Raw genomic sequence first — 24,341 nt, 5'->3', positions numbered from 1 at the left:
AATTATAACATTAAAAAACTAACACATGAAACAAACACTCTTAGTATTGGCCTTAGTATTAATATTAGGGTCCTGCAAAACTGAAAAAAAAGAAAGTATTACAGAAAAAATAAACCATGATGGCACAATGGAAACAAAAGTTAAATTATCAAACAAACAAAAAACGCTAGCAGTTTTAAAAAGTATTGAAACTGGAGATCAAACAGCAATTGCATACATAAATCCTACAAATTACATACAACATAATTTGGGTGTTGAAGATGGTTTAGCAGGCTTTGGAGCGCTTCTGGAGCATGCTCCAGAAGGAGGTTTTAAAGTTAATAATATTAGAGCTTTTGAAGATGGAGATTACGTTTTTGCACAAACACAATACGACTTTTTCGGACCTAAAATTGGTTTTGATATTTTCAGATTTGAAAATGGACTAATTGTAGAACATTGGGATAATTTAACTGTAACAACAACAGAGAACCCAAGTGGACATACACAAATTGATGGTACTACAACTGTTACAGATTTAAACAAAACGGATGCCAATAAGGCTTTAGTTTCAAAGTTTTTAATCAACGTATTAATCAATGGCAAAATGAGTGAAATTACTAATTACTTCAATGCAGATCAATATATACAGCACAACTCAAATATTGGAGATGGTTTATCTGGGTTTGGAAAAGCGGTTGAGGCTATGGCAAAACAAGGGATTACTATGGAGTTTACAACCTTACATAAAGTATTAGGTGAAGGTAACTTTGTGCTTACTATTACAGAAGGAACATTTGCAGGAGAACCAACATCTTATTACGATTTGTTTAGAGTAGAAAATGATAAAATAGCTGAACATTGGGACGTTATGGAAACAATTACACCAGAGGAAGACCGTAAAAATGCTAATGGAAAATTTAATTTCCCTAAATAATTTAAAATGAAATACATATTAATTATTCTAACAAGTTTAACAATGTTTAGCTGTAGTAGTAATATAAAATCTTACGTTATAGAAATTACAACTTTCAAGATAAAAACAACAGTTACCACTGAAAATTTTTGGAAAGAAGATGCAAAAATAGACGCTAACTATACAAGTAAACAACCAGGTTATATAAGTAGAGAAAGTGCTTTTAACGATGAAACTGATGAAGTTTTAGTTGTTGCAAAATGGAAAAAAATGGAAGATGCTGATGCATCTATGCAAAAATTTATGAAAGATACATCTGTTGCAAATTACGCGAACATGATTGAAGGTAATACTATGAGAATGAAGCGATATCTCGCGAATTAAATAGTAAATATTGATTTTTAGCAAAAGGAGGTTATCATTAATTTGATAACCTTTTTTTATATAAAACCTTAAAACGGTTCGATATTTACCATTTTTAAAACTACATGTATCCTAAGTTAAACCTTGTTTTAAACTAATTTTGATATATAATTTAAAAATATCAACAGAAAATAGAACGGTTTAGTTTCAAATCTTTTCAAAATATAAAAAAAAACATGATAATACAACATCACATAACAAGAACGTTAACAGAATTATACAACGATTCTAAGTATGACCATTTAAAAATTATAAAAGGCTTTGCAAAAAGCATTATTAGACCTATACAACCATCAGATTTTAAAGATGCTTACCTTTCAATTTCTAAAGAACAAGGTGAAGATTTAATTGAGCTCATAACAAAAAACAACATTAAAAACGTGGTGGAATATGGAACTTCATTTGGTATTTCTACCTTGTTTTTAGCACAAGGTATTATTGAAACTAAAGGCCATATTATTACTACTGAACTAGTTAAATCTAAAGCACAAAAAGCCATTAGTAATTTTGAAAAAGCAGGAGTTAATGAGCTTATTGAAGTTAAAGTTGGAGATGCTATGGAAACGTTAAAAAATCATAATAAAAGAATAGATTTATTACTTCTCGATGGATGGAAAAACTTGTATTTACCTTTATTTAATATGCTTGAACATAATTTTAATGAAAACACCGTAGTTTATGTAGATAATGCAGATATGGGAGAAACCAAATCATTTTTAAAAGCCATTAGTGAGAATAATAAATACCAATTACAGCACAAATTTGGTGGTAAAGTGGTACTGATTACTGTTAAAAAATAATATAAAAAATTAAATAAAGATATCATGTCAGATGTAAGAACATGCCCAACTTGTGGCGCAAAAGCAAAGTATAAAGTCAAAGATCAAGAAGAAACATTCACAGCTGTTCAAGATGTAGAAGCTTTTAAAAAAGTTGGTCAAATGAAAAAAGCTATGGAAAAATTTAAATCTAAAGCAGAAGCTTTAGAAAAAGAACTCGAAGAACTTAAGTTAAAAAAATAGCATGGTATTTTTAAAAAGAAACTATGGCTGGCTAATAGTTACTATATTGGCCAGCTTACCGTTGTTGGTGATTAAAGAGATGATAAACTTCAATTTTTCTACCAACTTATCTATTTCTTTAGCCGAAAGCGCAGTAGGACAAGGTAGAACAACTGCAGAAATGCTATATCACGTATCTGGTGAATTTGCGATACGATGGATGACGGCTGTACTAATGTGCACACCATTTTTTATACTATTTGGTGTTTCCAATCTATTTGTAAGGCAAGCCATGGGCATAGCAACCGCAGTCTGGAGTTTACTTCACTTTATTATTTTTATTGCAGTCGAAGGTTTTTTAGAAACATTTACTCAAATTAATTACGTAACTGGATTTTTGGCTATAATAATATTAATTCCATTGTTTCTTACTTCGAATCGAAAAGCAATGAAAAAGCTAAAAACAAAGTGGAAGAAATTACAAAGCTATGCATATGCAGCTATACTATTTAGCTTAGTACATGTCGCAATATTAGATAAAACATGGATTATTTATGCTGTAGTTGTAGGTATCGGTTTTTTTATAAGGATCCCTCAGGTAAAAGAAAAAATCATTAAATTTAGAAAAAATAGATAATATTTCATTTTTTAATGAAATATTCAAAGCTTCTATTTTTTATTTGTAATCATCAAATAAAACATTCGACTTAAACTTTAGCAAAAAATAAAAATCTATAAAACAATCAAAGTATTATCTGCGAGTGAATTAGAAAGTTAGGGGAGCATCAAATAATACAATGTTATAAAAGGTTATATAATTGGATGTTTTTATGCTTACAAGAAATTAAAACACAAGTATAAGATATATATGAAAAAGCAAATGCACTTAGCAGCTCAATATTTGGCAGCTGCAGGAATTAGTTTTCTTGAAAAGAAAGAAGATGACAGCCATACTAATTTAGGTTTTAACGTTAAGGCTGCCGCATTAGAAACACATATACTATCTAAAAACGAGGACCAATTAACATTAAACTATAGAGACTTTTCATTAGTATGGAAATCAAAAACCAACAGCGCTACTTTTAATTTAGATAAAAAATCTCATCAAGAAGTTTTAGCATGGTTAACAGAAACATCTAAACGCTTTTTGAATAAAACATATGCGTATAGTTTTCATTACAGTTTACCTTATGAGATAGATGAATCTTTTATTTTTGAGCTAAAAAATAGTTCTGAATTAAATGAATTAATACAGTTAAGAACTCTAGCAGAAACAAGTCTAGACAAAATTAATAAACAATTCCAATTAAATTCTAATCCAAGAGTATGGCCACACCATTTTGATACTGGAATTTATGGTAAATTATCAAATACCGAAATATTCGTTGGTTTAGGACTAGCCATACCTGACTACGTTTGTAAAGAGCATTATTTTTATACCAGTGGTTACAAAGAAAACACAACCATTAAAACTTCTAATTTTCAGAGCTTGAAAATAGGAGCGTGGAAAAATGAGGATTTTAAAGGGGCTGTTTTGCCAAAATCTAAGGCGGCAGAAATGGATGTTATTGATTTTTTTAAGGAAACTATAAAGCAATATAAAAATTACAACTAAAGTTAAAATCACACTCTCTATTTTGTCAAAAGAACTTATTACTAAATATAAAGAAATACGAGCTTATACTGAAACAATATGTAAGCCTTTAAAACCAGAAGATTACGCCATACAAGTAGTTCAATTTGCAAGTCCGGCGAAATGGCATTTAGCCCATACTACATGGTTTTTTGAAACATTTATACTTAAGAATTATTTAGATAATTATGCCGAGTTCGATTCTAACTTCAATTTTCTGTTTAACAGCTATTACAACAATGTAGGCGATAGAATATTACAAACTAATCGTGGTAACATGTCACGACCTAGTACAGATGAAATATACCAATATAGAGCACATGTAGATGCTAGTATTGAAAAGTTTTTAAGTGATGTTCCTGATAAAAATATTATAGACTTAATTACTTTAGGCTTAAACCACGAGCAACAACATCAAGAATTATTAATTACTGATGTAAAATATATGTTGGGCCACAATCCTATTTTTCCTGTTTTTAAAGATAACTCTAGCTTAATAGAAGATAAAAACAAAAGTAATGAAAGCATAAATATTAAAGCAGGACTTTATAATATAGGCCATCAAGGAACCCATTTTTGTTATGATAACGAATTAGGAGTACATCAAGTATATGTTGAGAGTTTTGAAATATGTAACCATTTGGTAACCAACGGTGAGTATATAGATTTTATTGAGGCTGGCGGCTATTTAGATTTTAATCTTTGGTTAGACGAAGGTTGGTCTTGGGTAAATAAAAACAACATAAACTCACCCATGTATTGGCATAAAATTAAAGGAGAATGGTATTACTACACGCTTTCAGGATTAAAAAAGGTAGATAAAAATGCTATATTATGCCATATTAATTATTTTGAAGCCAATTCATTTGCAGAATGGAAAGGCATGCGATTACCAACAGAATTTGAATGGGAAATTGCTGCTAAACAAATAAATTGGGGAAAACGTTGGGAGTGGACTAATAGTGCCTATTTACCTTATCCAAATTTTAAAAAGGAAAATGGGGCAGTAGGTGAGTATAATGGCAAATTTATGAGTAGTAAAATGGTGCTTAGAGGAGCCTCTGTAGCAACATCAAAAAACCATAGTCGGTTAACATATCGAAATTTTTTCAGTCCAACAGAAAGATGGCAATTCACGGGAATAAGATTAGCAAAATAGATGATAGATACAGTTAAAACAAAGGTTACCAAAGAAAAAAAAGAAAACGATTTAATGTTAAACACATTTAAAAGCGATGTAAAACAAGGTCTTGAGGCTAATCCAAAAACATTATCGTCGAAATATTTTTACAATGAAGTAGGTGATGCCCTTTTTGTAGAAATAATGAATTTGCCAGAGTATTACTTAACAAGAAGTGAATTGGATATTTTTCAAAATAAAACGGAAGACTTAATTAATGCGCTTCAATTAAATCCGGAGTCTTATTTTGAGTTGATCGAGCTTGGTGCTGGTGATGGCTTAAAAACAAAAAAACTCCTCAATGTTTTAGACGCAAAGAATTTTAAATTTGATTATTTTCCCATAGATATTTCCGGAAATGCATTAAACCTATTAGAAAAGGACCTAAAAGAGGTATTACCAAGTGTTTCTGTAAAAACAAAACAAGGCGATTATTTTAAAGTTTTAGCATCTTTAAAAAACAGTAACAAACCTAAAGTTATTCTCTTCCTAGGTTCCAATATTGGTAACATGAATGATGTTGTTGCGGCTGAATTCATCTATAATTTAGGTGCAAACCTTAAACCTGGCGACAAGCTATTATTGGGTGTAGATTTAATAAAATCAACAGATATTGTTTTACCTGCCTACAACGATAATAAAGGAATAACAGCAAAATTCAATCTTAACCTTTTAAAAAGAATCAACGAAGAACTTGGTGCTAATTTTAATATCGACAACTTTAAACACGAGCCAGAATACAACGAAAATGATGGTATTGCAAAAAGCTTTATTACGAGTACAATAAATCAAACTGTAGAGGTAAAAGCTATTGGAACCGCATATAAATTTGCCAAAGGAGAAAAAATACACACCGAAATTTCTAGAAAATATAACGACGCATTAATTAAAAAAATTATTGCGAATACAGACTTTACTTTAGAAACTAAAATATTGGATAGCAAAGGTTATTTTGCCGATTATATGCTATCAAGACATTAAGAATGAATAGAATAAAACTAGCCGTTTTAGGATTAGGAAGCCGATCAACATTATTTTACCTAAGTGAATTAAATAGAGCATACCAAAATAAAAACGGTGGTTATAGCACATATCCTTTATGGCTTTTAAATACAGACTTTAATAGTATCAATAGTTTACTGCCAAATCCATCAGAAGCTTTAGATTATGTGGTTAGCGATTATATAAAAAAAATAGAGCAGCTAGAAGTTGATTCTATTTTAATTCCTAATATCACCTTGCACGAAACTATTGATAGATTAAGTATTAACAAAAATATTGTACACCCCATCCATTTAAGTATTTCTAAAATAAAAGCTAATTTATGTAAAGAAGTAGTATTGTTTGGTTCACTATTCAGCATGAAATCCAATTACATAAGCCAACATTTTAATGCAGCAGGCATTGCTATTATTAGCCCTTCCGAAAGCGATATGCAACTTATTGATACTGTTAGAAAAGAAATATACAATCAAACGGAAACTAAAGATTTAATAGAATCTTACCACAAGGTAATTGCTAAGTACAACTCTATGATGCCCGTAATATTGGGATGTACGGAACTATCTATTTTAAAACCAAAGGACCGAAATAATCTTATAGATATGGTAGACCTCCAAGTAGAGCATGCGGTAAACATTAACCCTTTTTAGACTAATATGTATCTTATTTTTGCTTTTAATTATTGAGATCTTTGTAACGAATAAAGGATAAATAACTTATTATGAAAATAGCCGTAACATCAGCAAGTGGACAATTAGGATCATCTATTGTAAAACACCTTATCCAAGCTATTGGTAAAGAACAGGTTGTAGCAATAGCACGTTCAACAGATAAAGCAAAGCATTTTGGTGTAGACGTTAGAAAAGGTGATTATAATAGTCGTGAAGATTTCGATTTAGCCTTAAAAGGAATTGATACTGTTTTATTAGTTTCTGGCATGGACGATCCTCAAAAAAGAATTATACAACACAGAAATGTCATTGAAGCCGCAAAATCTAATGGCGTTAAAAAAATAGTTTACACAAGTATTGTGGGAGACGAAAAAAACAATGCTTTCAGTCCGATAGTACAAACTAATAGACAAACAGAAAAAGACATTAAAAACTCTGGTTTACAATGGGTTATTGGACGTAACGGGATATATATAGAACCCGATTTAGAATATATAGAAACCTATGTGAAAGAAGGTGAAATAAGAAATTGTGCTGGCGATGGAAAATGTGCTTATACCAGTAGAGAAGAGTTAGGTTATGCGTACTCCAAAATGCTTAAAGAAGATAAACATAATAGCCAAACCTATAACCTAGTAGGTCATGCCATTACGCAAAGTGAACTGGCAGATAGCATTAATGAGGTTTTTAAAACCAATTTAGTCTTTCAGTCGGTCTCAGTAGAGCGTTATGCTGAAGAAAGAAAAGCTGCATTAGGAGATTTTATGGGGACTATTATCGCTGGTATTTACGAAGGTATAAAGACTGGGGCAAATCACGTATCATCCGATTTTGAAAAAGCTGCTGGAAGACCTCATATATCAACTATAGCCATGATAAAAGCCTTTAAAAGCTAAGGTGTTTTTCATTACAATAATCCAAACAGCATCTCGAGATAATTGAGGTGCTGTTTTGTTTTTAACTTAAATTTTTAAAGAGTTAGAGCTTCTAACAAATCTGCTCATTTTAATCTGTTAAACCCATAAAACTCTAGTATCTTTGCACAAAATATAATTTATGTCACAATCATTTTCTAGCTTAGGTATTAATGCCGCATTACAAAACAGTTTATCTGCCTTAAACATTACGGAACCCACTGATATTCAGGAGAAAGTTATACCATTAATATTATCTAAAAAAGACGATGTTGTTGCAATTGCTAAAACCGGAACAGGAAAAACAGCTGCTTTTGGGTTGCCCTTACTTCAATTAATAGATAGTGGTAAAAGCCATATACAAACTGTGATTTTAGCGCCAACTAGAGAATTAGGTCAACAAATTTATAAAAATTTAGAAGCCTTTAATTCAGAAGATTTACAAGTTTCTATTTTAGGCATATTTGGCGGAATTCCTATAAAACCGCAGATAGAAGCGCTTAAAGCAAATACGCATATTGTTGTAGCAACACCAGGACGTTTGGCCGATTTAATCGATAGAAATGCTATAGACGTTAAATCTATAACATATTTTGTTTTAGATGAAGCTGATGAAATGATTAGCGCACACAAAGAAGGTGTAGATGCAATTATAAAAAACCTGCCTAAAACCAGAAGAACACTTTTGTTTACGGCTACTATGCCAGGAACCGTTAAGCAATTGGTGCAAAATAACTTGTCGAAAAACGTATTAACCATTGAGGCTAATATGGAAACGGTTGGACACCAAGGCATAAACCATCAATACGTGGTTGTGGAACCTATAGAAAAGCTGAATGTGCTTATGCATTTCTTAAACTCTAACGATGGGCAACGCGGTATTATATTTTGTAAAACTAAAGCCGCTGTAAACAAATTAGCTAAAAATTTAGCAATCAATAAATTCTCATCTGGCGCCATTCACGGTAGTTTATCTCAAGGTATTCGCGATCGTATTATGGGGCAATTTCGAGAAGGACATATTAATATTTTAGTCGCTACAGATTTGGCTGCACGTGGTATTGATGTTAAAGATTTAGCTTTTGTGGTTAACTATCATTTACCAGACACCTATGATGCCTATGTTCACCGTAGCGGACGAACAGCTAGGGCAGGAGCCACCGGTTTGGCATTAAGTGTTATTCAAGAAGATGAAGTACAAGATATTCCAGAATTTGAACAAGAATTAGGTATAACATTTAAGGCTTACCAAAAAGCAGATGCGAAAAGTATCGAAGAAAATAATGGTTTACTTTGGGCTCGAAAAATTTTTAAAACTAAGCCAAATCGGGATATTCCAGAAGATTTTAAAGCTAAGGTAAAAACCATTTTTCATCATTTAACGAAAGAAGAATTGGTCGATAAAATACTATCTAATTATATTGCAGAAAACAATACCATTGTAGAAAAGCAGGAACCTGTAAAGAAGAAAAAGAAAAAATAGGTTATGGATAATTTTAGAAAAATACAACAGCATATTCTAGATAAGCTTAATATTAAGGCATTAAATGCTATGCAAGAAGAAGCACTGCTGTCTATTACTAATGTTGAAAACACCGTACTTTTATCTCCTACTGGAACAGGAAAAACATTAGCGTTTTTATTGCCAACGCTAACAGCTTTAAATAAAAACTCCGATAACGTACAACTACTAATTTTAGTGCCATCCCGTGAGTTAGCCATACAAATCGAGCAAGTTATCCGTACTATGGGGACAGGCTTTAAGGCTAATGCTGTTTATGGTGGCAGGCCATTCGCAAAAGATAAAATAGATTTGGCACACACACCTGCCATTGTTATTGGAACTCCTGGCCGAATTGCGGACCATTTACGCAGAGAAACTTTTATTGTTGAAGAAATTAAAACCTTGGTTTTAGATGAGTTTGATAAATCTTTAGAGGTTGGATTTGAAGAAGAAATGCGTGAAATCATTGGTCATCTACCCTACATCAAAAAGCGTATTTTGACTTCTGCTACCCAAGACATGGAAATCCCAAAGTTTGTAGGATTAGAGAATGAGCTTGTTATTGATTATTTAGATACTAAAATTTCTAAATTAGAAATTAAAAAAGTAATTTCTCCAGACAAAAACAAATTGCAAACCTTAGTTGATTTATTGCACCACATAGGAAATAAACCCGGAATAATTTTCTGTAATTTTAAAGATACCATTCAATATGTTAGCGATTTTTTAAACGATAATAATATTGCGCATGGCTGCTTCCAAGGTGGTATGGAACAACAAGATCGCGAACGTGCGTTAATTAAGTTTCGTAACGGTACGCACCAAATCATTATTGCTACAGATTTGGCTGCTCGTGGTTTAGATATACCAGAACTAAATTATATTATTCACTACCAACTGCCCTTAAAAGCAGAAGAATTTACACACCGAAATGGTAGAACAGCCCGCATGAATACCGAAGGTACCGCCTATGTGCTTCAATGGGAAAAAGAAACCACACCAGATTTTATAGAAACTTCTGAAACCGTAATACCAAACCCTAAAACAAAACAGATGCGAACACCGTGGAGCACCTTGTTTATTTCTGGTGGACGAAAAGATAAAATATCTAAAGGTGATATTGCAGGTTTACTTTTTAAACAATGCCTTTTAGATAAAACTGAAATTGGCGTTATAGAACTTAAGCAAGATTGTGCCTTTGTAGCTATACCAACTGATAAAATAAAAAGTATTATTGCCAAAACCAATAATATGCGTTTAAAGAAACGTAAAGTGCGGACATATATACTTTAAGCTTTCACATTTATATTATTTAAAGATAAGACTCCGTTAAAAATGGGGTCTTTTTTGTTTTATTAAGGTCAGCTAATAGTAAAATCCTATTCGCAAATTGGAGCAAGTTTTACCTAAATTAATGTATTGAATAATTAACAAACAATTAAAAGTCAATGTTAATAAATTGAGAATATAATTATTACATTAGTGCTTATTTCGAGATAGTTATGAGTTTGTAGTTTTTGATTCTCCTTCAAAAAATTATAGAATAAAGACAGCTAATAAATTCATTAGAAATTATAGAGTATACTAAATTATTTTATCAAATTAACATCAACTAAATGGCATTTATAGATTATTATAAGACTTTAGGAATTGAAAAAAAATCTACTCAAGACGATATAAAAAAAGCTTACCGAAAATTAGCTCGTAAATACCATCCTGATTTAAATCCTAACGATAAGAAAGCCGAGGCAAAATTTAAAGAAATTAATGAAGCCAATGAAGTTCTTAGCAATGCAGAAAACCGTAAGAAATACGATAAATATGGAAAAGATTGGCAGCATGCAGATGAGTTAGACAAAGCCCAGCAGCAGAGATCGCAATCATCGAGCAATTATCGAGATTCTTCTTCAGATAATTTTTCAGAAAGTGAATATTCCAATTTTTTTGAATCTATGTTTGGCGGAGGAAATCCGAAAGGAGCGCATGTTAAGTTTAAAGGACAGGATTTTAATGCAGAATTACAACTTAACCTAAAAGATGTGTATGAAACGCATAAACGTACTTTAACCGTTAATAACAAAAATATACGCTTAACAATTCCGGCTGGGGTTACAAATGGACAAATAATTAGAATAAAAGGCTATGGAGGCGACGGAATGAATGGTGGACCAAATGGCGATTTAATACTTAAATTTTTAATAGTCAATCGTACCAAATTTAAAAGAGACGAAGATAATTTATATACCAACGTAGATATAGATTTGTACAAAGCACTTTTAGGGGGTGAAATTACAACCGACACTTTTAACGGAAAAGTAAAGTTGCAAGTAAAACCCGAAACACAAAGTGGAACCAAAGTAAAATTAAAAGGCAAAGGCTTTCCTGTTTATAAAAAAGAAGGTGAATTTGGAAATTTATATATTACTTATAATGTAGCGTTGCCAACAAAATTAAGTGAAAAAGAAATAGAATTATTTAAAGAGTTAGCTAAATTGAGATCCAAATGAATAAAGAAAAATTAATCCAGATTAACCAATTGTGCGAACACTATCAAATCGAAATGTCCTTATTCTCTGAATTACATAGTTTTGGTATCATTGAAATACTAACTATTGAAAACACATGCTTTATACATGAGGATAAGATAAGTGTGGTTGAAAAAGTAGTAAGAATGCAAAAAGATCTTAATATCAATTTGGAAGGCGTTGATACCGTTTTTAATCTACTGGATAAAATACATAAATTACAAACTGAATTGAATACAGTTAAAAATAGATTGCGGCTTTATGAAGATTAATTAGGTCTTAATATTTATAAAGAAAATATAAAGCAATATGTATATTAATTAAAAGGAATTGCTAGTATGAAAAACACACCATTTCAAATTTTTAGTATTTTAATTATATTTTCTCTAATAAGTTGTTCGGAAGAAAAAAATGAGGGTTTTGAGTTTGGCACCCAATTTGACCGCGATAAAATGGATACTTTTTTTTCAATTCTTGAAGAAAAAAATCTCGATATGGGAAGCATTGCTATTTTTAAAAACGGACAATTAGATTACCAAAAATCATTTGGTAAAGCAGATATCGAAAAGAGCATCTCCGCAACCCATCAAACAAAGTACCGAATTGCATCGATTTCTAAATCGTTCACAGCTTCAATAATCATGCAATTAATAGATGAAAACAAACTAGCATTAAATACCACACTCGATACCTATTTTTCAGAATTACCAAATTCAAATTTAATTACTATAGAAAGCCTGCTTCGCCACCGAAGCGGGTTATATAACTATACCAATTATGCCGATGGAACCGATATCACTCAAACTGCTACCAGAGAACAACTTATTGATTTATTTATTGAAAATGGAACTGTGTTTGAGCCAAATGAACAAACGGAATACTCAAATACAAATTATGTTATTTTAGCTTTTATAATTGAAATAATTGATAATAAAACCTTTTCTGAATCTTTAAAAGATAGAATCACTATACCGTTAGGTTTAGAGAATACTTACAACGGCAATGCCATTAACACTTCAAACCTTGAGGCGCTATCTTATACTTTAGAATTAAATAATTGGGTTCTTGCGCCAGAAACAAATATATCTTTGGTGATAGGAGCAGGGTCTATAGTTTCTACCCCTGCGGATATCACTACCTTTTATCAAAATTTGTTCAACGGAAATGTAGTTTCAGAGAACTCCTTTAAACAAATGGTAGCAATTAATAATGCTTTTGGCATTGGGTTAATTTCGGTTCCGTTTTATCAAAAAACAGGATTCGGGCATACAGGGCTTTTGGACGGATTTCAATCAGCTTCTTATTATTTTCCGAATGATGATGTTAGTATTTCAATAACATTTAATGGCGTTTCGATGCCTGTAAACGATGTTATTGTTGGAGCCTTAAGTATATACTCAGGATTAGAATATTCACTTCCTTAAAAAATACTTTTAGATATTTTACTATTAAATTTTAAACTAAATACTACATGAAATTTCTTTGTTTTAATTTCTCACTGCTTTTCTTATTATCGCTATTCATGAATGCTCAAAGCCAAGATACATTAGTTGATGTTGGAGGCTATAACATGTACTTTAAAATAATTGAAGGCAAAGGAACACCAATTCTTTTTGAAGCTGGTGGAGGTAATGATAGTAATGTTTGGAACAGCATATTAGAAAAAATTAATGAAGTAACAGGCACAACCTTGATTACTTATGATAGGTCTGGTTTTGGACAAAGTGAATTAAATCCTAATCTAAAAAACGAATCAGATTATGGTATAGAAAATGGCATAAAAGAACTAGAAATTGGCCTTTCAAAATTAGGCTTCAATAAAGATATTATTTTAGTTTCTCATTCCTATGGAGGTTTGTACAACTTGCTGTACGCAAGCAAACATCCGAAAAAAGTAAAGTCGGTTATTTTAATAGATGCTACTTTAAATAATTTTTGGAGTGACGATTTACTAAACATGAGAGACAACAATGTCGATATTAGTAATATAAAAAAACATACAGGTGATTATTACTTGAATTTCAATTACAACGAAACCATACGCTATACTAGGGATTTTAACTTTCCCGCAAACATCCCCATAACAAATGTTTTTCCAGAAATATCTTTTCCAGGTTTCCCTGAAATAATTAATAATAGATGGAAAAAACTACATGATACATTTGGTGATAAAAACAAAAATGTAAAAAATATAATAGCTCAAGGTAGTGGTCATGCCATATTTGAGGATAATCCCGCTTTAATTATCAACACCATTATTAAGGCTTATTCAGAAATCCTAGATTCAGAGCAGCAACATATTCTTTTAAAAAAGGCCTTAAATAATGCTATAGAATTATCTATTGATACTAAAAAGGCAGAAATAGAAAAATGGCATTCAGAAAACGATTTGAATATTTGGGGATATAGCCTTATGAGTAGTGGGGAATTGGAAAAAGCATTAACTATTTTGAAATTAAATACTATGCTATTTCCGGATAGCTTTAATGCTTTTGATAGTTACGCAGAAGCTTTATTAAAATCTGACCAAAAAGTAAAAGCCATTAAAATGTACGAGAAATCTATTGAATTAAATCCAAATAATGAAAATGCAAAATCAACTTTGCTAAAAATAAAGTGAGAATAGATAACTAGAATAAAAGAAATATTTTTTGTGATATAAAAAAAGTTTAACTCACCGCTTAATTTATGGAATAACCTGTTTTATAACAACTAAAATCACAAAACACAATAGGCATATAAAACTATCGACATATAAAAAACACCTTCTTTATTTAAATAAAAAAACTTAATTTTATAATCAACCAATTGTAAACAAGGTAAGTATGTGTTTTTTTAGTCTGTTTTTTCAATCTCTAATGTCAAAAGAAGTAGTAATACCTATAATTATTGGTATTGTGGCATCATGGCTTATCTCGAAATATTTTTTTTATAAAAAGAAACCTTCACTATTAGCAGATGCTAAGCGTTATAAAACTACAAACTTTGGTGGTTACAGAAATGTAACCAAAGAAACGGCAACAATACCTTTAGAAACTAAATACTTTGGAAGTTGGTCTATAAACGCTAACGGCACTGTTACCGATAACACTAATAAATTATCTTGGGTTAGAGCACCTTGGGGAACTACTTGGAATGGCACAGATTTTATTGGCAATCCACAACCTATCAAATGGCGTGACGCAAGCGATTTGTTTGGAAAGGGGATTTTTATTAGAAGCCCGTTCCCGGCACTATCCTTAGAAAAACGACCAACGAATTTTAAAGAAAATTACACCAAAGGTAGTTGTAAGGTTTCATTCGCCGATTCTGATAAATGGCGGTTACCAACTGCTGCTGAAGCAGATATTCTTCAGTTTTATAGTAATCCAAGCATAAAAGACCGTGATGTTTACAATCTTCGAGAAAAAGAAGCCACAGTATTAAAACAGCAATTATTTCCTTACATGTCCGCATTTTCTCAAAAAGATGGTTTAAAATATAAACTCTGGACAGCAGATATAGCAGATACCCAGTGTGCATGGTCGTTTCATGGTACTACGCTAGACGATACTAAAAAAGAAGAACCTTGCTATGTGTTGTTTGTAAAAGATTATTAATTGCTGAAATTTATAATTATCGTAAAATCATAGAAAATTTATTCTCATTATGAAACAGTTTTTTTGTTTTCAAATTTAGATTTGTACCTATCTAAGTTTCTACTTAAATAAAATATAACAAATGTTATTTAGAACAAACAGTTTAGAGAGAGGAGCAGATAAAAATAATTTATAGTTTTTCGGGTTTTGGAACGGTAAAGAAAAACGTAGATCCTTGATTTAATTCACTTTCTACCCAAATATCACCACCGTTATTTTGTACCATTTCTTTACATATTTTAAGACCTAAACCAGTTCCTTTTTCGTTTCGAGTACCAAAAGAGGTTGTGGTTTCATCTGCGTTAAAAATAGAAGTAAGCTTATCTTTACTAATACCAACACCATCGTCTTTAACAAACATCTCCCAATATTCAGGAGTTTCTTTAGCGCCAATGGTTATAGTACCATTCTCTCTTGTAAATTTTAGCGCATTGCTCACTAAATTACGTATTACAATATCTATTTGATTAACATCGCACCAAGTTATTACACGCTTATCGACGGTATTGACAGTGGTTATTAATTTTAATTCAGCCTGTTTGGATAGTAACCTGAAATTTTCTTCTACCAAGTTTTTCATACTAGTGACATTTGGTTTGGTAGATAAACCATTCATTTGTGACTGTCCCCAAGTTAGTAAGTTATTAAGCGTGAACGCAATACTATCAATGTTTTCGCTAATTTGTGGCATAAAGGTCATAAGGTCTTCACTACTAAGCTCACTTTTATTGAATAAATCGAAAAGAGATTTAAACGAATTTATAGGCCCTTTTAAATCGTGAGCAATAATTGAAAAAAGCTTACTTTTAGTATCATTAGCTTCTCTTAAATGCGCTTCGTTTTTTGTTAGAGCCTCTGCATTCTCAATTAATTTTTGATTTAAAGCATTTTGAGTTTTGTTATTCTTTTTAAGTATAATGATGATAATTAAAAACGCCAAAATAATTAAAACCGAAATATAAATGTAACTGCGTTGTATCACATTTTTCTGTTCGTTCTCTAATATATACTGCTCGCGTTCTTGCTCGAACTCAAGATTAGATTTCAAAATTCTTAATTCCTTTATGTTATTATTTTTATTTATCGTATCAGAAATAGCTTTTAAATCTTCTAAATAAGTAAGGGCTTCGTTGTAATTTTCGCTGGCCTTATTAACTTTATAGAGTATCTCTAAAATTTCATCACGATTTTCTAAAGTATTAAGCTCTTTTGAAATCTCTAGTGCATTAGTACCATAGTTTTCGGATAACTCATAGTTTTCGAGTCCGTAGTAAGTTTGCGCTAATAATAGGTAAAGCGGAATTTTATAACGTTTCTGGTCAATATTTTCGTGAAGCCTTTCACTCTTTTTTAACCAAACTAAAGCGTTACTAAAATCATTTTTTTTAAGGTAAATAGTCGCCTTTATTTCATAAGTGTAAGTAAGCCAGGGATCTAGTTCTAATTCTTTAAAGCCTTTTACAGCTTCGTTAATGGTAGAATCTGCACTTTCTAAATTGCCAATTTCAATATAGGTAAAAGCCAAATTTGATAGGGTAATGGCTAAAATTTTTTGATCACCACTTCTTTCATTAATTTCCATGGCTTTTTTTAAGAAAAGAATAGTTTGTTTATATTCCTTTTGCATACTATAAAGTACCGATATATTCACATAAAAAGTTGATAGCCAAGATTCATTTTTATATTGCTTTGCTATTTCTATACCGTCTAAAAATTCTTTTAGGGATTTGGCGTATTCTTCTTGATACATATATTCTGTAGCCAATTCACTTTTGGATTGAAGTAAAATTTTAATATCATTAATACTTCTTGCTGCTAGGTTAGCCTTAATAAAAAAGAAGATAGCTTGATCTTGATCGCCTATATCAGAATAATAACCACCTTTAATTAAATAGCCTTGTGCCTCTCCTTTTCTGTATTTAATATCTTTGCTTAAATCAATGGTTTTGTTTGAAAGAATGAGTAAACTATCTAAATTGTAAGCACTATATTCTCGAGCTAATTCATTTAGCAAGTTGATATACGTGGTATCCTTTTCAAAATTTTGAGTTTCTTTTATGTTTTTAAGATCTTGTAGTATAGCGTTCTTTATTCTATCTTGAGCGAATAGGGACGTAGTAAACAAACACACCAATAATATCCATACAAATAGATAAAATGGTTTTATTTGATTTTTTAAATACGGACGCTCCATAATATAGGCTAAATAACTCGTAATAATACTTTTAAGTAAAATAATAGTGCAAGATAATACTCAAAAAGGTGTTAACGCACTTTAATGGTTGTTTTAACTTACTTTTTAAATAAATTTATCGATAAAATACATATAAACACGATTAAAAGAAATTTTATTTATTTTAATTCGCCGTTTTTCGTTTTTAAAACCACCAATAATAAGTTACCAAATAATTTTTAAAACCGTTTATTTCAAGGTTTAATACCGATTAAATCTATTATGAATTTAACAAAAAAATAAGATTTATCAGACAAATGGAATGTATTTTTTCAAATAATTATCATTGAAATAAAATTAATTTTTGAATAAAAAAAAAGGTTGCCCATATTATGGGCAACCTTTTTAATAAAAATAAGATATTTAAATTACTTTAAACTCTCTAATAATTTTTCTGCTACTAATTCTGATGACGCTGGGTTTTGACCAGTGATTAAATTACCATCTTGTACTGCATATGGTTCCCAGTTACCTAAATTAGAATACAAAGCACCGTTTTCAATAAGCATATCTTCTAATAATAACGGTACAACTTCTGTTAATCCAACAGCAGCTTCCTCTGCATTAGAGAATCCGGTAACACGTTTACCTTTTACTAAGGCTGTACCGTTTTCATTTTTTACATCTTTTAGAACGGCTGGTGCGTGGCATACGAAAGCGATTGGTTTTTCTTGATGATTAAATGCTTCAATCAATGAAACAGATGCTTTATCATTGGTTAAATCCCATAAAGGACCGTGACCACCTGGATAAAATACCGCATCAAAATCGTTTGGATTCATATCGGCTAAAACCTCTGTATTTGCAATTTTTGCTTTAGCATCAGCATCACTGTTATATCGGTCTGTAGACTCTGTAGCGGCATCGGGACTATCACTACTTGGGTCTATTGGTGCAGCTCCACCTTTTGGAGTTGCAATAGTAATTTTTGCACCTTTATCTAATAATGTGTAATATGGGCTAGCGAATTCTTCTACCCAAAATCCTGTTTTTTTTCCTGTATCTCCTAATTTATCGTGAGATGTTAATACAAATAATATTTTCATGTCGTTTTGTTTTTTTGATTCTGTTTTTACTTCCGAAACTTTTTCAGAAGTTGTTTCTTGTTTTACGTCTTTACAACTCGAAGCCGTAATTATTGTAACTGCTAGAATTATAGTTTTTATAGATTTAATCATCAAATTAGTAAGCCATTTTTACAATTTTTTCAACTTTGTCTGGCGATAAACTTTGGTGTTCACCTAAACCTAACCAACCACGATCTGTAAAACGTTTAGAAATCTCTTCAGCTGTACCTTCATAATCTTTAGTATAGTCAGATAATTTGGTATCTATACCTAATTCATTAAAAAATGCTTCTGTTCTTTCAATTGCCGCATAAGCTTTATCGTCCATGCTACCTTCAGTAATATTCCAAACGCGCTCACCGTATTGTGCTAATTTTTCTTTTTTAGCTTCAAAATTATATTTGTAATGGCTTGGTGCAATTACAGCTAAAGTACGCGCGTGATCAATACCAAATAAAGCCGTTAATTCATGGCCCATAGCATGAACAGCCCAATCGTTAGGTACTCCTTTTTGTATTAATCCATTTAAGGCCATTGTGCAACTCCACATAAAGTTAGAGGCTGCTTGATAATCTGTAGGATCTTTTAGAACCTTTGGTGCAACTTCTATAATGGTTTGTAAAATACTTTCGGCAAATCGGTCTTGCAATAACGCACCAACCGAATACGTCATGTATTGCTCTAAAACATGTGTAAAAGCATCGGTTAAACCGTTTACTAATTGGCGTCTGGGAATAGAAATAATGACCTCTGGATCCAGTATCGAGAACTCAGGGAATAAACCTGGTCCACCCATAGCTAGTTTTTCTTTTGTTTCTTTTCTGGTTATTACTGCACCAGAATTCATTTCTGATCCTGTTGCAGGCAAGGTTAAAACAGTTCCGAAAGGCATACCTTTTTCTGTTCTAATATTTTGGGTTAAAATATCCCATGGTGTATCTCCATTAAATAATGCAGCAGCCGACAAAAACTTAGTACCATCGATTACAGAACCACCACCAACAGCTAATAAATAAGTGATGTTTTCTTCTTTTATTACTTTTAAAGCATCTACTAACACAGCATATTCTGGATTTGCAGGAATACCTCCAAATTCAACAACTTCAACTTTCGCTAAGGCTGTTTTTACCTGATCGTAAATACCGTTTTTCTTAATACTTCCTCCGCCATAAAGTAATAAAACTTTAGCGTTTTTTGGAATTTCATTTTCTAATTTTTCAATAGAATCTTTTCCAAAAATAATTTTAGTCGGATTTTTAAATTCAAAATTGTTCATCTTCTTTTTCTTTAATTTTTTATATTTTTACTATCATTTTCCCTTTATTTTTACCTTCAAATAAGTCGATAAAAGCACTAGGAATATTATCGAAACCATCAACAATAGTCTCGGTGTAGGTTAATTTACCTTCTGTTAACCAGCTAGATAAATGTTTCATAGCTTCAGGGAACTTTTCAGCATAATTAGAAACAATAAAACCTTGCATTAAGGCACTGTTTTTAACTAAAAATGGTTGTACACTAAGGCTTTTTGGTAATTCTGTTTCATTGTAAACCGAAATAGCTCCGCAAATAATGATACGTGCAAAACGATTTATGTTGAATAAAACAGCATCAGATATTGGGCCACCAACATTATCAAAATAAATATCAACACCATTTGGTGCTAATGTTTTTAATTCGGCGTTTATATCTTTACTAGTATTGTAATTAATACCTGCATCGAAACCAAATTTACTTTTTAGCAACTCAATCTTTTCATCGGTTCCAGCAATTCCTATAACGTGTAGTCCTAGAATTTTTGCTATTTGCCCCACTACAGAACCAACCGCTCCAGCAGCACCAGAAACTACAATAGTTTCTCCAGCTTTAGGTTTTCCTATTTCGTGTAAACCTAAGTAAGCAGTTAAGCCGGTCATGCCCAAGACCCCTAAATACGTACTTAGTGGTGCTTTATTGCCATCAACTTTTAAAAGGCCTTCACCCGTAGAAATTTGTTGTGTTTTCCAACTTAGCATACCAGAAACATAATCACCTTCTGCAAAATTCTTATTTTTTGAAGTTATTACTTTGGCTACAACACCTGATTGTATTGGTTTATTTAACTCAAATGGCGGAATATAGGATTTTGAATCGCTCATACGGCCTCTTAAGTAAGGATCTACAGATACATAAGTAGCTTCTAGCAAGATTTCTCCCTCGTTAACTTCCAATGGCGAGCCGTCGCTAACAAACTCAAAATTTGAAATTGTTGGTTTGCCTTTAGGCCTATTATTTAATAATATAGTCTTTGTCATTTTATTCTTTTTTTATTCAATTACAGTTACCAAATCTTCCATAGGTTTTCTAACCTTTACAAGATTTACTAACCAATCTGCATCGTCTTTTCTATAACCAATTGGTAATAAAACGGCGCTACGTAATCCTTTTTCGCGTAAACCTAAAATTTGATCTACCGCATCGGCATCAAAACCTTCCATTGGTGTAGCATCTACACCTTCAAAAGCAGCAGCAGTAAGCGCTTCTGTAAAGGCTATGTAAGCTTGTTTTGCCGCGTGGTTAAAATTTTCTTCGGCATCTTTTTGCGGATAGGAGTTTAATAACATCTTACGGTAATCTTCCCAACCTTCGTTCTTAAAACCACGAATATCGTTTGTTAAATCGAACATGTAATTAATACGATCTGCGGTGTACGTATCCCAAGCAGCAAAAACGAGTAGGTGAGAGCAATCGGTTACCACTGATTGGTTCCAGGCTACAGGTTTTATTTTTTCTTTGATGTCCTGACTTTTTACTACAAAAATTTCGAAGGGTTGCAAACCACTAGAGGTAGGTGCTAACCGAGCCGCTTCTAAAATACGTTCTATTTTATCGTCGGCTACTTTTTTACCATTCATGGCTTTTGCAGCGTATCTCCAATTTAATTTATCTAATAATTCCATGTTAATTTTATGTTTTTAGTTGTTTTTTGAAATTTGTTTTATATCGCTTGATGTAATAATTACTTCGGCATTACTTGTGCTGTTAGCTAAATTTATCATGGCAACAGCAATAGTTTCAGCATCTATAACTTTATATTGTTTTAATTTTCCAATAAATAAAGGTTCAATGACTTGGAAAACAGCCAGTCCAATTTTTTCTAATAATCTGCGCTCTTTTCTTTTGCCACCAATTAAAGAAGGCCTTAAAACAAAAGTGTTCTTTATGTTCTGTTGCAGGACATCGCGTTCCATTTTACCTTTTGTTTTATTGTAAAACACATTACTATTTCTATTAGCACCCATTGCTGAGATCACTAAAAATGTTGATATATTGTTTTCTTTTGAAAGCTTTGCTGCCTTTACCGGAATACCATAATCTATTTTTTTATAGAGATTTTTATCTGGCGTTTTTTTTGCTGTTGTTCCTATACAACAATAAACTTCGTCTGCTTCAAAATCGAGCTTAAAGTCTTCTATATTTAATAAATCACCTATATATTGCTCTACTTTATTTGGCAAACCTTCTATTTTAGAACGAGAAAATAATTTAATCGTATCGTATCGAGCATCTTCAATTAGCTTATTGAGAATAATATTACCGGTTAACCCAGTTGCACCTAGTATAATGGCCGTTTTCCTCATGTTATTTACAAAGTTTTATACTACTCCAAGCTGCCTGATAAGCTTCTTCTAGTAGGCTTTTATCCAATTGAAATACACCACGTTTTTGTATCATCATTAAAAACGACAAAGGATTTATCGCGTAAGCATATAAAAGATAGTCGGACAATGGTTTAATAACACCTTCTTTTTTACCACGTTCCCAAAGATCGAGTAGAGGTTGCAGATGCTTTATGCCTTCTTGTCGACTTGGTTCATCAATCATAGGAGAGTTATCGCATTGCGCTAAAAACATGGCGTGTTCACACTCCTTAAGCTTAAAATCTGCAATGCGTTTCCATATCAATTCAAAACCATCCTCAACCGACATATTATCATCATAAGTTTCAAAAGCATATTTAGTATATTCTGCTTTTACATCTATATACGTTTGATTTACTAAATCTTGTTTATTTTCGAAATACAAGTAAATGGTTGCAGGCGAAACATTCGCCATTTTAGCAATTTTACTCATGGGTGTTGCATGGAAACCATCGTTGTTTACCAACTCTATGGTTGCTTTTACCAATGCATTACGCTTATCTATACTTTTCTGTAGTTTAGCCATAATTTATTGATTTTTTTGAAATTTATACGCCAATGCAATGAGCACAAACTGAATTGGCAATCTTATTAATGCGGCTTGGTGACTACCAATAGCTGGTGTATTTGAAAATACATCCCAGATATGAATTGGTAAAAAACAAATCATTAGTACAAAAATGCCACTTGCCGCCGTACGTTTGTATTTGGGGATAAGTAATAATATTCCTAGTAGTACCTCTATAATGCCTGACACATAAATAATACACGTTTTATATATTAAAAAATCTGGAACGAAAGCATTGAAAAACTCAGCATTCGTGAAATGCTGAGCACCTGCGTATATCATAAATATTGCAAATAGAACTCGTAAAATATTCCAAAAAAGTGTCATTTATTATGTTTTGTGAGTACAAATATATGTAAAAAATGAACGTTCATTCTTTTTTTAACAAAAATTTATATTCCAAAATGCCAAAATTTAGATGAGTAGAAGGGTTTTATCTATAAAACGTTTAAGATGAGTTCTATAGTAAGCTAAAAAAAATAATTATGAATATAGAATAAGAAATACACCTAACATAATACCGAAAAGTGGCACTAATTTTTTGCGTTTATTTTGTTCTTTAAAAATAAGCCCACCAATAACTACAGCAATTATAATTTGACTTCTCTTAATGGCAGAGAGTAACATAATTAAAGCTTCAGGATCTTGCAACGCTTTAAAATAAAAATAATCGGCAGAGGATAACAGCACACCAACGGCCGGAATAGTCCAACGCCATATAAAAGCTTTTCGTTTTTCAACAAAAGGAAACCAAGTTATTGATAGTATTACTAAGAGAATTAAAATAACATAAAAGCTAAACCAAAATAGTAGAGTTTGTGGGTCCAGAAGTAAATTCTGAATTAGAAACTTATCATAAAGACCACTAGATGCACCTAAGAAGGTTGCGGCTATAATGGCAAAAATCCATTTATTATTTTTAAAGTTAATCCCTTCTTTTTTACCAATTTTAGAATACAGCATCACCGAAAAAATAATTAGAAAGAAACCAACCCATTGCAATCCGTTAGGTCTTTCATCATAAATAAGAATAGCACCTATAAAAGTGAAAAACGGACCAGCAGAGCGTATAGGCGTTACAATAGTTATTGGTAGGTGCTTTAGAGCCTGGTAAGCCAAAACCCAGGAGCTCGCCATTATAGCCGATTTGATAAAAATAAACCCATGTGTTTCCCAAGGAATTGGCGCAATGTAAAAGCCCAAATTCTTGGTGAATTCCGGAAAATAGATCGATCCAATAAAAAAGGGTAATAAAAACAGGAAACTAGAACTCACTGTGCCCAAAAGCACCGGAAAGACTTCGTTGCCTTGTACGGCATGCTTTTTACATAAGTTATGTAATCCTAAAAATAGCGCGGCTAAAAGCCCTAAATACATCCACATCGCGCGAAGATAATTTAATCTATA

At 31.7% G+C, this 24,341-nt stretch carries 26 protein-coding genes; 17 read left to right on the top strand and 9 right to left on the bottom strand.

Going from position 1 to position 24,341, the window contains the following annotated elements; all coding sequences use genetic code 11:
- The first annotated feature begins 25 nt into the window (after positions 1–25).
- The 17 genes from ACJJV4_RS01670 (at position 26) to ACJJV4_RS01590 (ending at position 15,347) form a co-directional block, all read left to right on the top strand.
- Positions 26–916, top strand: coding sequence for a hypothetical protein (locus tag ACJJV4_RS01670; protein WP_405291462.1), 891 nt, complete (start codon positions 26–28; stop codon positions 914–916).
- A 6-nt stretch (positions 917–922) separates the two neighbouring features.
- Complete coding sequence (locus ACJJV4_RS01665; protein ID WP_405291460.1) at positions 923–1,279, top strand: hypothetical protein; 357 nt, start codon at positions 923–925, stop codon at positions 1,277–1,279.
- 215 nt (positions 1,280–1,494) lie between these two features.
- Entirely contained in the window at positions 1,495–2,118 is a 624-nt protein-coding gene (locus ACJJV4_RS01660; protein ID WP_405291458.1) for an O-methyltransferase, read from the top strand.
- A 24-nt stretch (positions 2,119–2,142) separates the two neighbouring features.
- Entirely contained in the window at positions 2,143–2,340 is a 198-nt protein-coding gene (locus tag ACJJV4_RS01655) for a hypothetical protein (RefSeq protein ID WP_405291456.1), read from the top strand.
- Position 2,341: 1 nt separating this feature from the next.
- A complete protein-coding gene (locus tag ACJJV4_RS01650) occupies positions 2,342–2,956 on the top strand; it encodes a ferric reductase (RefSeq protein ID WP_405291454.1) in 615 nt (204 codons plus the stop codon).
- Between the two features lie 231 nt (positions 2,957–3,187).
- Positions 3,188–3,934: a hypothetical protein gene (locus ACJJV4_RS01645; RefSeq protein WP_405291452.1), complete on the top strand. Its 747-nt coding sequence runs from the start codon at positions 3,188–3,190 to the stop codon at positions 3,932–3,934.
- Positions 3,935–3,956: 22 nt separating this feature from the next.
- Positions 3,957–5,111 carry an ergothioneine biosynthesis protein EgtB gene (egtB, locus tag ACJJV4_RS01640; protein ID WP_405291450.1) on the top strand — a complete coding sequence of 385 codons (1,155 nt, stop codon included), beginning with the start codon at positions 3,957–3,959 and terminating at the stop codon, positions 5,109–5,111.
- Complete coding sequence (locus ACJJV4_RS01635; protein ID WP_405291448.1) at positions 5,112–6,113, top strand: L-histidine N(alpha)-methyltransferase; 1,002 nt, start codon at positions 5,112–5,114, stop codon at positions 6,111–6,113.
- Positions 6,114–6,115: 2 nt separating this feature from the next.
- Positions 6,116–6,784, top strand: a complete 669-nt coding sequence (locus tag ACJJV4_RS01630; protein WP_405291446.1) for an aspartate/glutamate racemase family protein — start codon at positions 6,116–6,118, stop codon at positions 6,782–6,784.
- A gap of 71 nt (positions 6,785–6,855) precedes the next feature.
- Positions 6,856–7,701: an SDR family oxidoreductase gene (locus tag ACJJV4_RS01625; protein WP_405291444.1), complete on the top strand. Its 846-nt coding sequence runs from the start codon at positions 6,856–6,858 to the stop codon at positions 7,699–7,701.
- Between the two features lie 160 nt (positions 7,702–7,861).
- A complete protein-coding gene (locus ACJJV4_RS01620; protein WP_405291442.1) occupies positions 7,862–9,202 on the top strand; it encodes a DEAD/DEAH box helicase in 1,341 nt (446 codons plus the stop codon).
- A gap of 3 nt (positions 9,203–9,205) precedes the next feature.
- Positions 9,206–10,516, top strand: coding sequence for a DEAD/DEAH box helicase (locus ACJJV4_RS01615; protein WP_405291440.1), 1,311 nt, complete (start codon positions 9,206–9,208; stop codon positions 10,514–10,516).
- Between the two features lie 323 nt (positions 10,517–10,839).
- Positions 10,840–11,730 (top strand): DnaJ C-terminal domain-containing protein, encoded by an 891-nt coding sequence (locus ACJJV4_RS01610; RefSeq protein WP_405291438.1) that lies wholly within the window; start codon positions 10,840–10,842, stop codon positions 11,728–11,730.
- On the top strand, positions 11,727–12,020 hold the full coding sequence (locus ACJJV4_RS01605; protein ID WP_405291436.1) for a chaperone modulator CbpM: 294 nt from the start codon (positions 11,727–11,729) through the stop codon (positions 12,018–12,020). The genes ACJJV4_RS01610 and ACJJV4_RS01605 overlap by 4 nt, the downstream gene beginning before the upstream one ends.
- A gap of 66 nt (positions 12,021–12,086) precedes the next feature.
- Complete coding sequence (locus ACJJV4_RS01600) at positions 12,087–13,172, top strand: serine hydrolase domain-containing protein (protein ID WP_405291434.1); 1,086 nt, start codon at positions 12,087–12,089, stop codon at positions 13,170–13,172.
- A gap of 47 nt (positions 13,173–13,219) precedes the next feature.
- A complete protein-coding gene (locus ACJJV4_RS01595) occupies positions 13,220–14,368 on the top strand; it encodes an alpha/beta fold hydrolase (protein ID WP_405291432.1) in 1,149 nt (382 codons plus the stop codon).
- A 238-nt stretch (positions 14,369–14,606) separates the two neighbouring features.
- Complete coding sequence (locus ACJJV4_RS01590) at positions 14,607–15,347, top strand: hypothetical protein (RefSeq protein WP_405291430.1); 741 nt, start codon at positions 14,607–14,609, stop codon at positions 15,345–15,347.
- Between the two features lie 169 nt (positions 15,348–15,516).
- Here ACJJV4_RS01590 and ACJJV4_RS01585 read toward each other — a convergent pair whose 3' ends face one another.
- The 9 genes from ACJJV4_RS01585 to ACJJV4_RS01545 form a co-directional block, all read right to left on the bottom strand.
- The gene (locus ACJJV4_RS01585; protein WP_405291428.1) at positions 15,517–17,580 is read right to left on the bottom strand and encodes an ATP-binding protein; all 2,064 of its coding nucleotides are present in this window, start codon (positions 17,578–17,580) and stop codon (positions 15,517–15,519) included.
- Positions 17,581–17,987: 407 nt separating this feature from the next.
- Positions 17,988–18,794, bottom strand: a complete 807-nt coding sequence (locus tag ACJJV4_RS01580; protein ID WP_405291629.1) for a type 1 glutamine amidotransferase domain-containing protein — start codon at positions 18,792–18,794, stop codon at positions 17,988–17,990.
- A 7-nt stretch (positions 18,795–18,801) separates the two neighbouring features.
- A complete protein-coding gene (locus ACJJV4_RS01575) occupies positions 18,802–19,962 on the bottom strand; it encodes an iron-containing alcohol dehydrogenase (RefSeq protein ID WP_405291426.1) in 1,161 nt (386 codons plus the stop codon).
- A 19-nt stretch (positions 19,963–19,981) separates the two neighbouring features.
- On the bottom strand, positions 19,982–20,980 hold the full coding sequence (locus ACJJV4_RS01570) for an NADP-dependent oxidoreductase (protein ID WP_405291424.1): 999 nt from the start codon (positions 20,978–20,980) through the stop codon (positions 19,982–19,984).
- A 12-nt stretch (positions 20,981–20,992) separates the two neighbouring features.
- Positions 20,993–21,625, bottom strand: coding sequence for an NAD(P)H-dependent oxidoreductase (locus ACJJV4_RS01565; protein ID WP_405291422.1), 633 nt, complete (start codon positions 21,623–21,625; stop codon positions 20,993–20,995).
- Between the two features lie 15 nt (positions 21,626–21,640).
- Positions 21,641–22,306 (bottom strand): NAD(P)H-binding protein, encoded by a 666-nt coding sequence (locus ACJJV4_RS01560; protein ID WP_405291420.1) that lies wholly within the window; start codon positions 22,304–22,306, stop codon positions 21,641–21,643.
- 1 nt (position 22,307) lies between these two features.
- Positions 22,308–22,892, bottom strand: coding sequence for a TetR/AcrR family transcriptional regulator (locus tag ACJJV4_RS01555; RefSeq protein WP_405291418.1), 585 nt, complete (start codon positions 22,890–22,892; stop codon positions 22,308–22,310).
- 3 nt (positions 22,893–22,895) lie between these two features.
- The gene (locus ACJJV4_RS01550; protein WP_405291416.1) at positions 22,896–23,261 is read right to left on the bottom strand and encodes a DoxX family membrane protein; all 366 of its coding nucleotides are present in this window, start codon (positions 23,259–23,261) and stop codon (positions 22,896–22,898) included.
- Between the two features lie 156 nt (positions 23,262–23,417).
- Entirely contained in the window at positions 23,418–24,317 is a 900-nt protein-coding gene (locus tag ACJJV4_RS01545; protein ID WP_405291414.1) for an EamA family transporter, read from the bottom strand.
- Between the last annotated feature and the right edge of the window lie 24 nt (positions 24,318–24,341).

The organism is Algibacter sp. Ld11 (assembly GCF_045066735.1).
In the GTDB taxonomy this organism is placed as follows: Bacteria; Bacteroidota; Bacteroidia; order Flavobacteriales; family Flavobacteriaceae; genus Algibacter.
This window is presented reverse-complemented; position numbering and strand designations above follow the sequence as displayed.

Bases quoted from the DNA above. Each gene is read 5' to 3' on its own strand.
- ACJJV4_RS01570 (WP_405291424.1), bottom strand. From the start codon at position 20,980: ATGACAAAGACTATATTATTAAATAATAGGCCTAAAGGCAAACCAACA.
- ACJJV4_RS01555 (WP_405291418.1), bottom strand. From the start codon at position 22,892: ATGGCTAAACTACAGAAAAGTATAGATAAGCGTAATGCATTGGTAAAA.
- ACJJV4_RS01545 (WP_405291414.1), bottom strand. From the start codon at position 24,317: ATGTGGATGTATTTAGGGCTTTTAGCCGCGCTATTTTTAGGATTACAT.
- ACJJV4_RS01635 (WP_405291448.1), top strand. From the start codon at position 5,112: ATGATAGATACAGTTAAAACAAAGGTTACCAAAGAAAAAAAAGAAAAC.
- ACJJV4_RS01605 (WP_405291436.1), top strand. From the start codon at position 11,727: ATGAATAAAGAAAAATTAATCCAGATTAACCAATTGTGCGAACACTAT.
- ACJJV4_RS01550 (WP_405291416.1), bottom strand. From the start codon at position 23,261: ATGACACTTTTTTGGAATATTTTACGAGTTCTATTTGCAATATTTATG.
- ACJJV4_RS01655 (WP_405291456.1), top strand. From the start codon at position 2,143: ATGTCAGATGTAAGAACATGCCCAACTTGTGGCGCAAAAGCAAAGTAT.
- ACJJV4_RS01650 (WP_405291454.1), top strand. From the start codon at position 2,342: ATGGTATTTTTAAAAAGAAACTATGGCTGGCTAATAGTTACTATATTG.
- ACJJV4_RS01670 (WP_405291462.1), top strand. From the start codon at position 26: ATGAAACAAACACTCTTAGTATTGGCCTTAGTATTAATATTAGGGTCC.
- ACJJV4_RS01575 (WP_405291426.1), bottom strand. From the start codon at position 19,962: ATGAACAATTTTGAATTTAAAAATCCGACTAAAATTATTTTTGGAAAA.
- ACJJV4_RS01665 (WP_405291460.1), top strand. From the start codon at position 923: ATGAAATACATATTAATTATTCTAACAAGTTTAACAATGTTTAGCTGT.
- ACJJV4_RS01615 (WP_405291440.1), top strand. From the start codon at position 9,206: ATGGATAATTTTAGAAAAATACAACAGCATATTCTAGATAAGCTTAAT.
- ACJJV4_RS01560 (WP_405291420.1), bottom strand. From the start codon at position 22,306: ATGAGGAAAACGGCCATTATACTAGGTGCAACTGGGTTAACCGGTAAT.
- ACJJV4_RS01595 (WP_405291432.1), top strand. From the start codon at position 13,220: ATGAAATTTCTTTGTTTTAATTTCTCACTGCTTTTCTTATTATCGCTA.
- ACJJV4_RS01625 (WP_405291444.1), top strand. From the start codon at position 6,856: ATGAAAATAGCCGTAACATCAGCAAGTGGACAATTAGGATCATCTATT.
- ACJJV4_RS01630 (WP_405291446.1), top strand. From the start codon at position 6,116: ATGAATAGAATAAAACTAGCCGTTTTAGGATTAGGAAGCCGATCAACA.
- ACJJV4_RS01585 (WP_405291428.1), bottom strand. From the start codon at position 17,580: ATGGAGCGTCCGTATTTAAAAAATCAAATAAAACCATTTTATCTATTT.
- ACJJV4_RS01590 (WP_405291430.1), top strand. From the start codon at position 14,607: ATGTCAAAAGAAGTAGTAATACCTATAATTATTGGTATTGTGGCATCA.
- ACJJV4_RS01600 (WP_405291434.1), top strand. From the start codon at position 12,087: ATGAAAAACACACCATTTCAAATTTTTAGTATTTTAATTATATTTTCT.
- ACJJV4_RS01645 (WP_405291452.1), top strand. From the start codon at position 3,188: ATGAAAAAGCAAATGCACTTAGCAGCTCAATATTTGGCAGCTGCAGGA.
- ACJJV4_RS01620 (WP_405291442.1), top strand. From the start codon at position 7,862: ATGTCACAATCATTTTCTAGCTTAGGTATTAATGCCGCATTACAAAAC.
- ACJJV4_RS01565 (WP_405291422.1), bottom strand. From the start codon at position 21,625: ATGGAATTATTAGATAAATTAAATTGGAGATACGCTGCAAAAGCCATG.
- ACJJV4_RS01610 (WP_405291438.1), top strand. From the start codon at position 10,840: ATGGCATTTATAGATTATTATAAGACTTTAGGAATTGAAAAAAAATCT.
- ACJJV4_RS01660 (WP_405291458.1), top strand. From the start codon at position 1,495: ATGATAATACAACATCACATAACAAGAACGTTAACAGAATTATACAAC.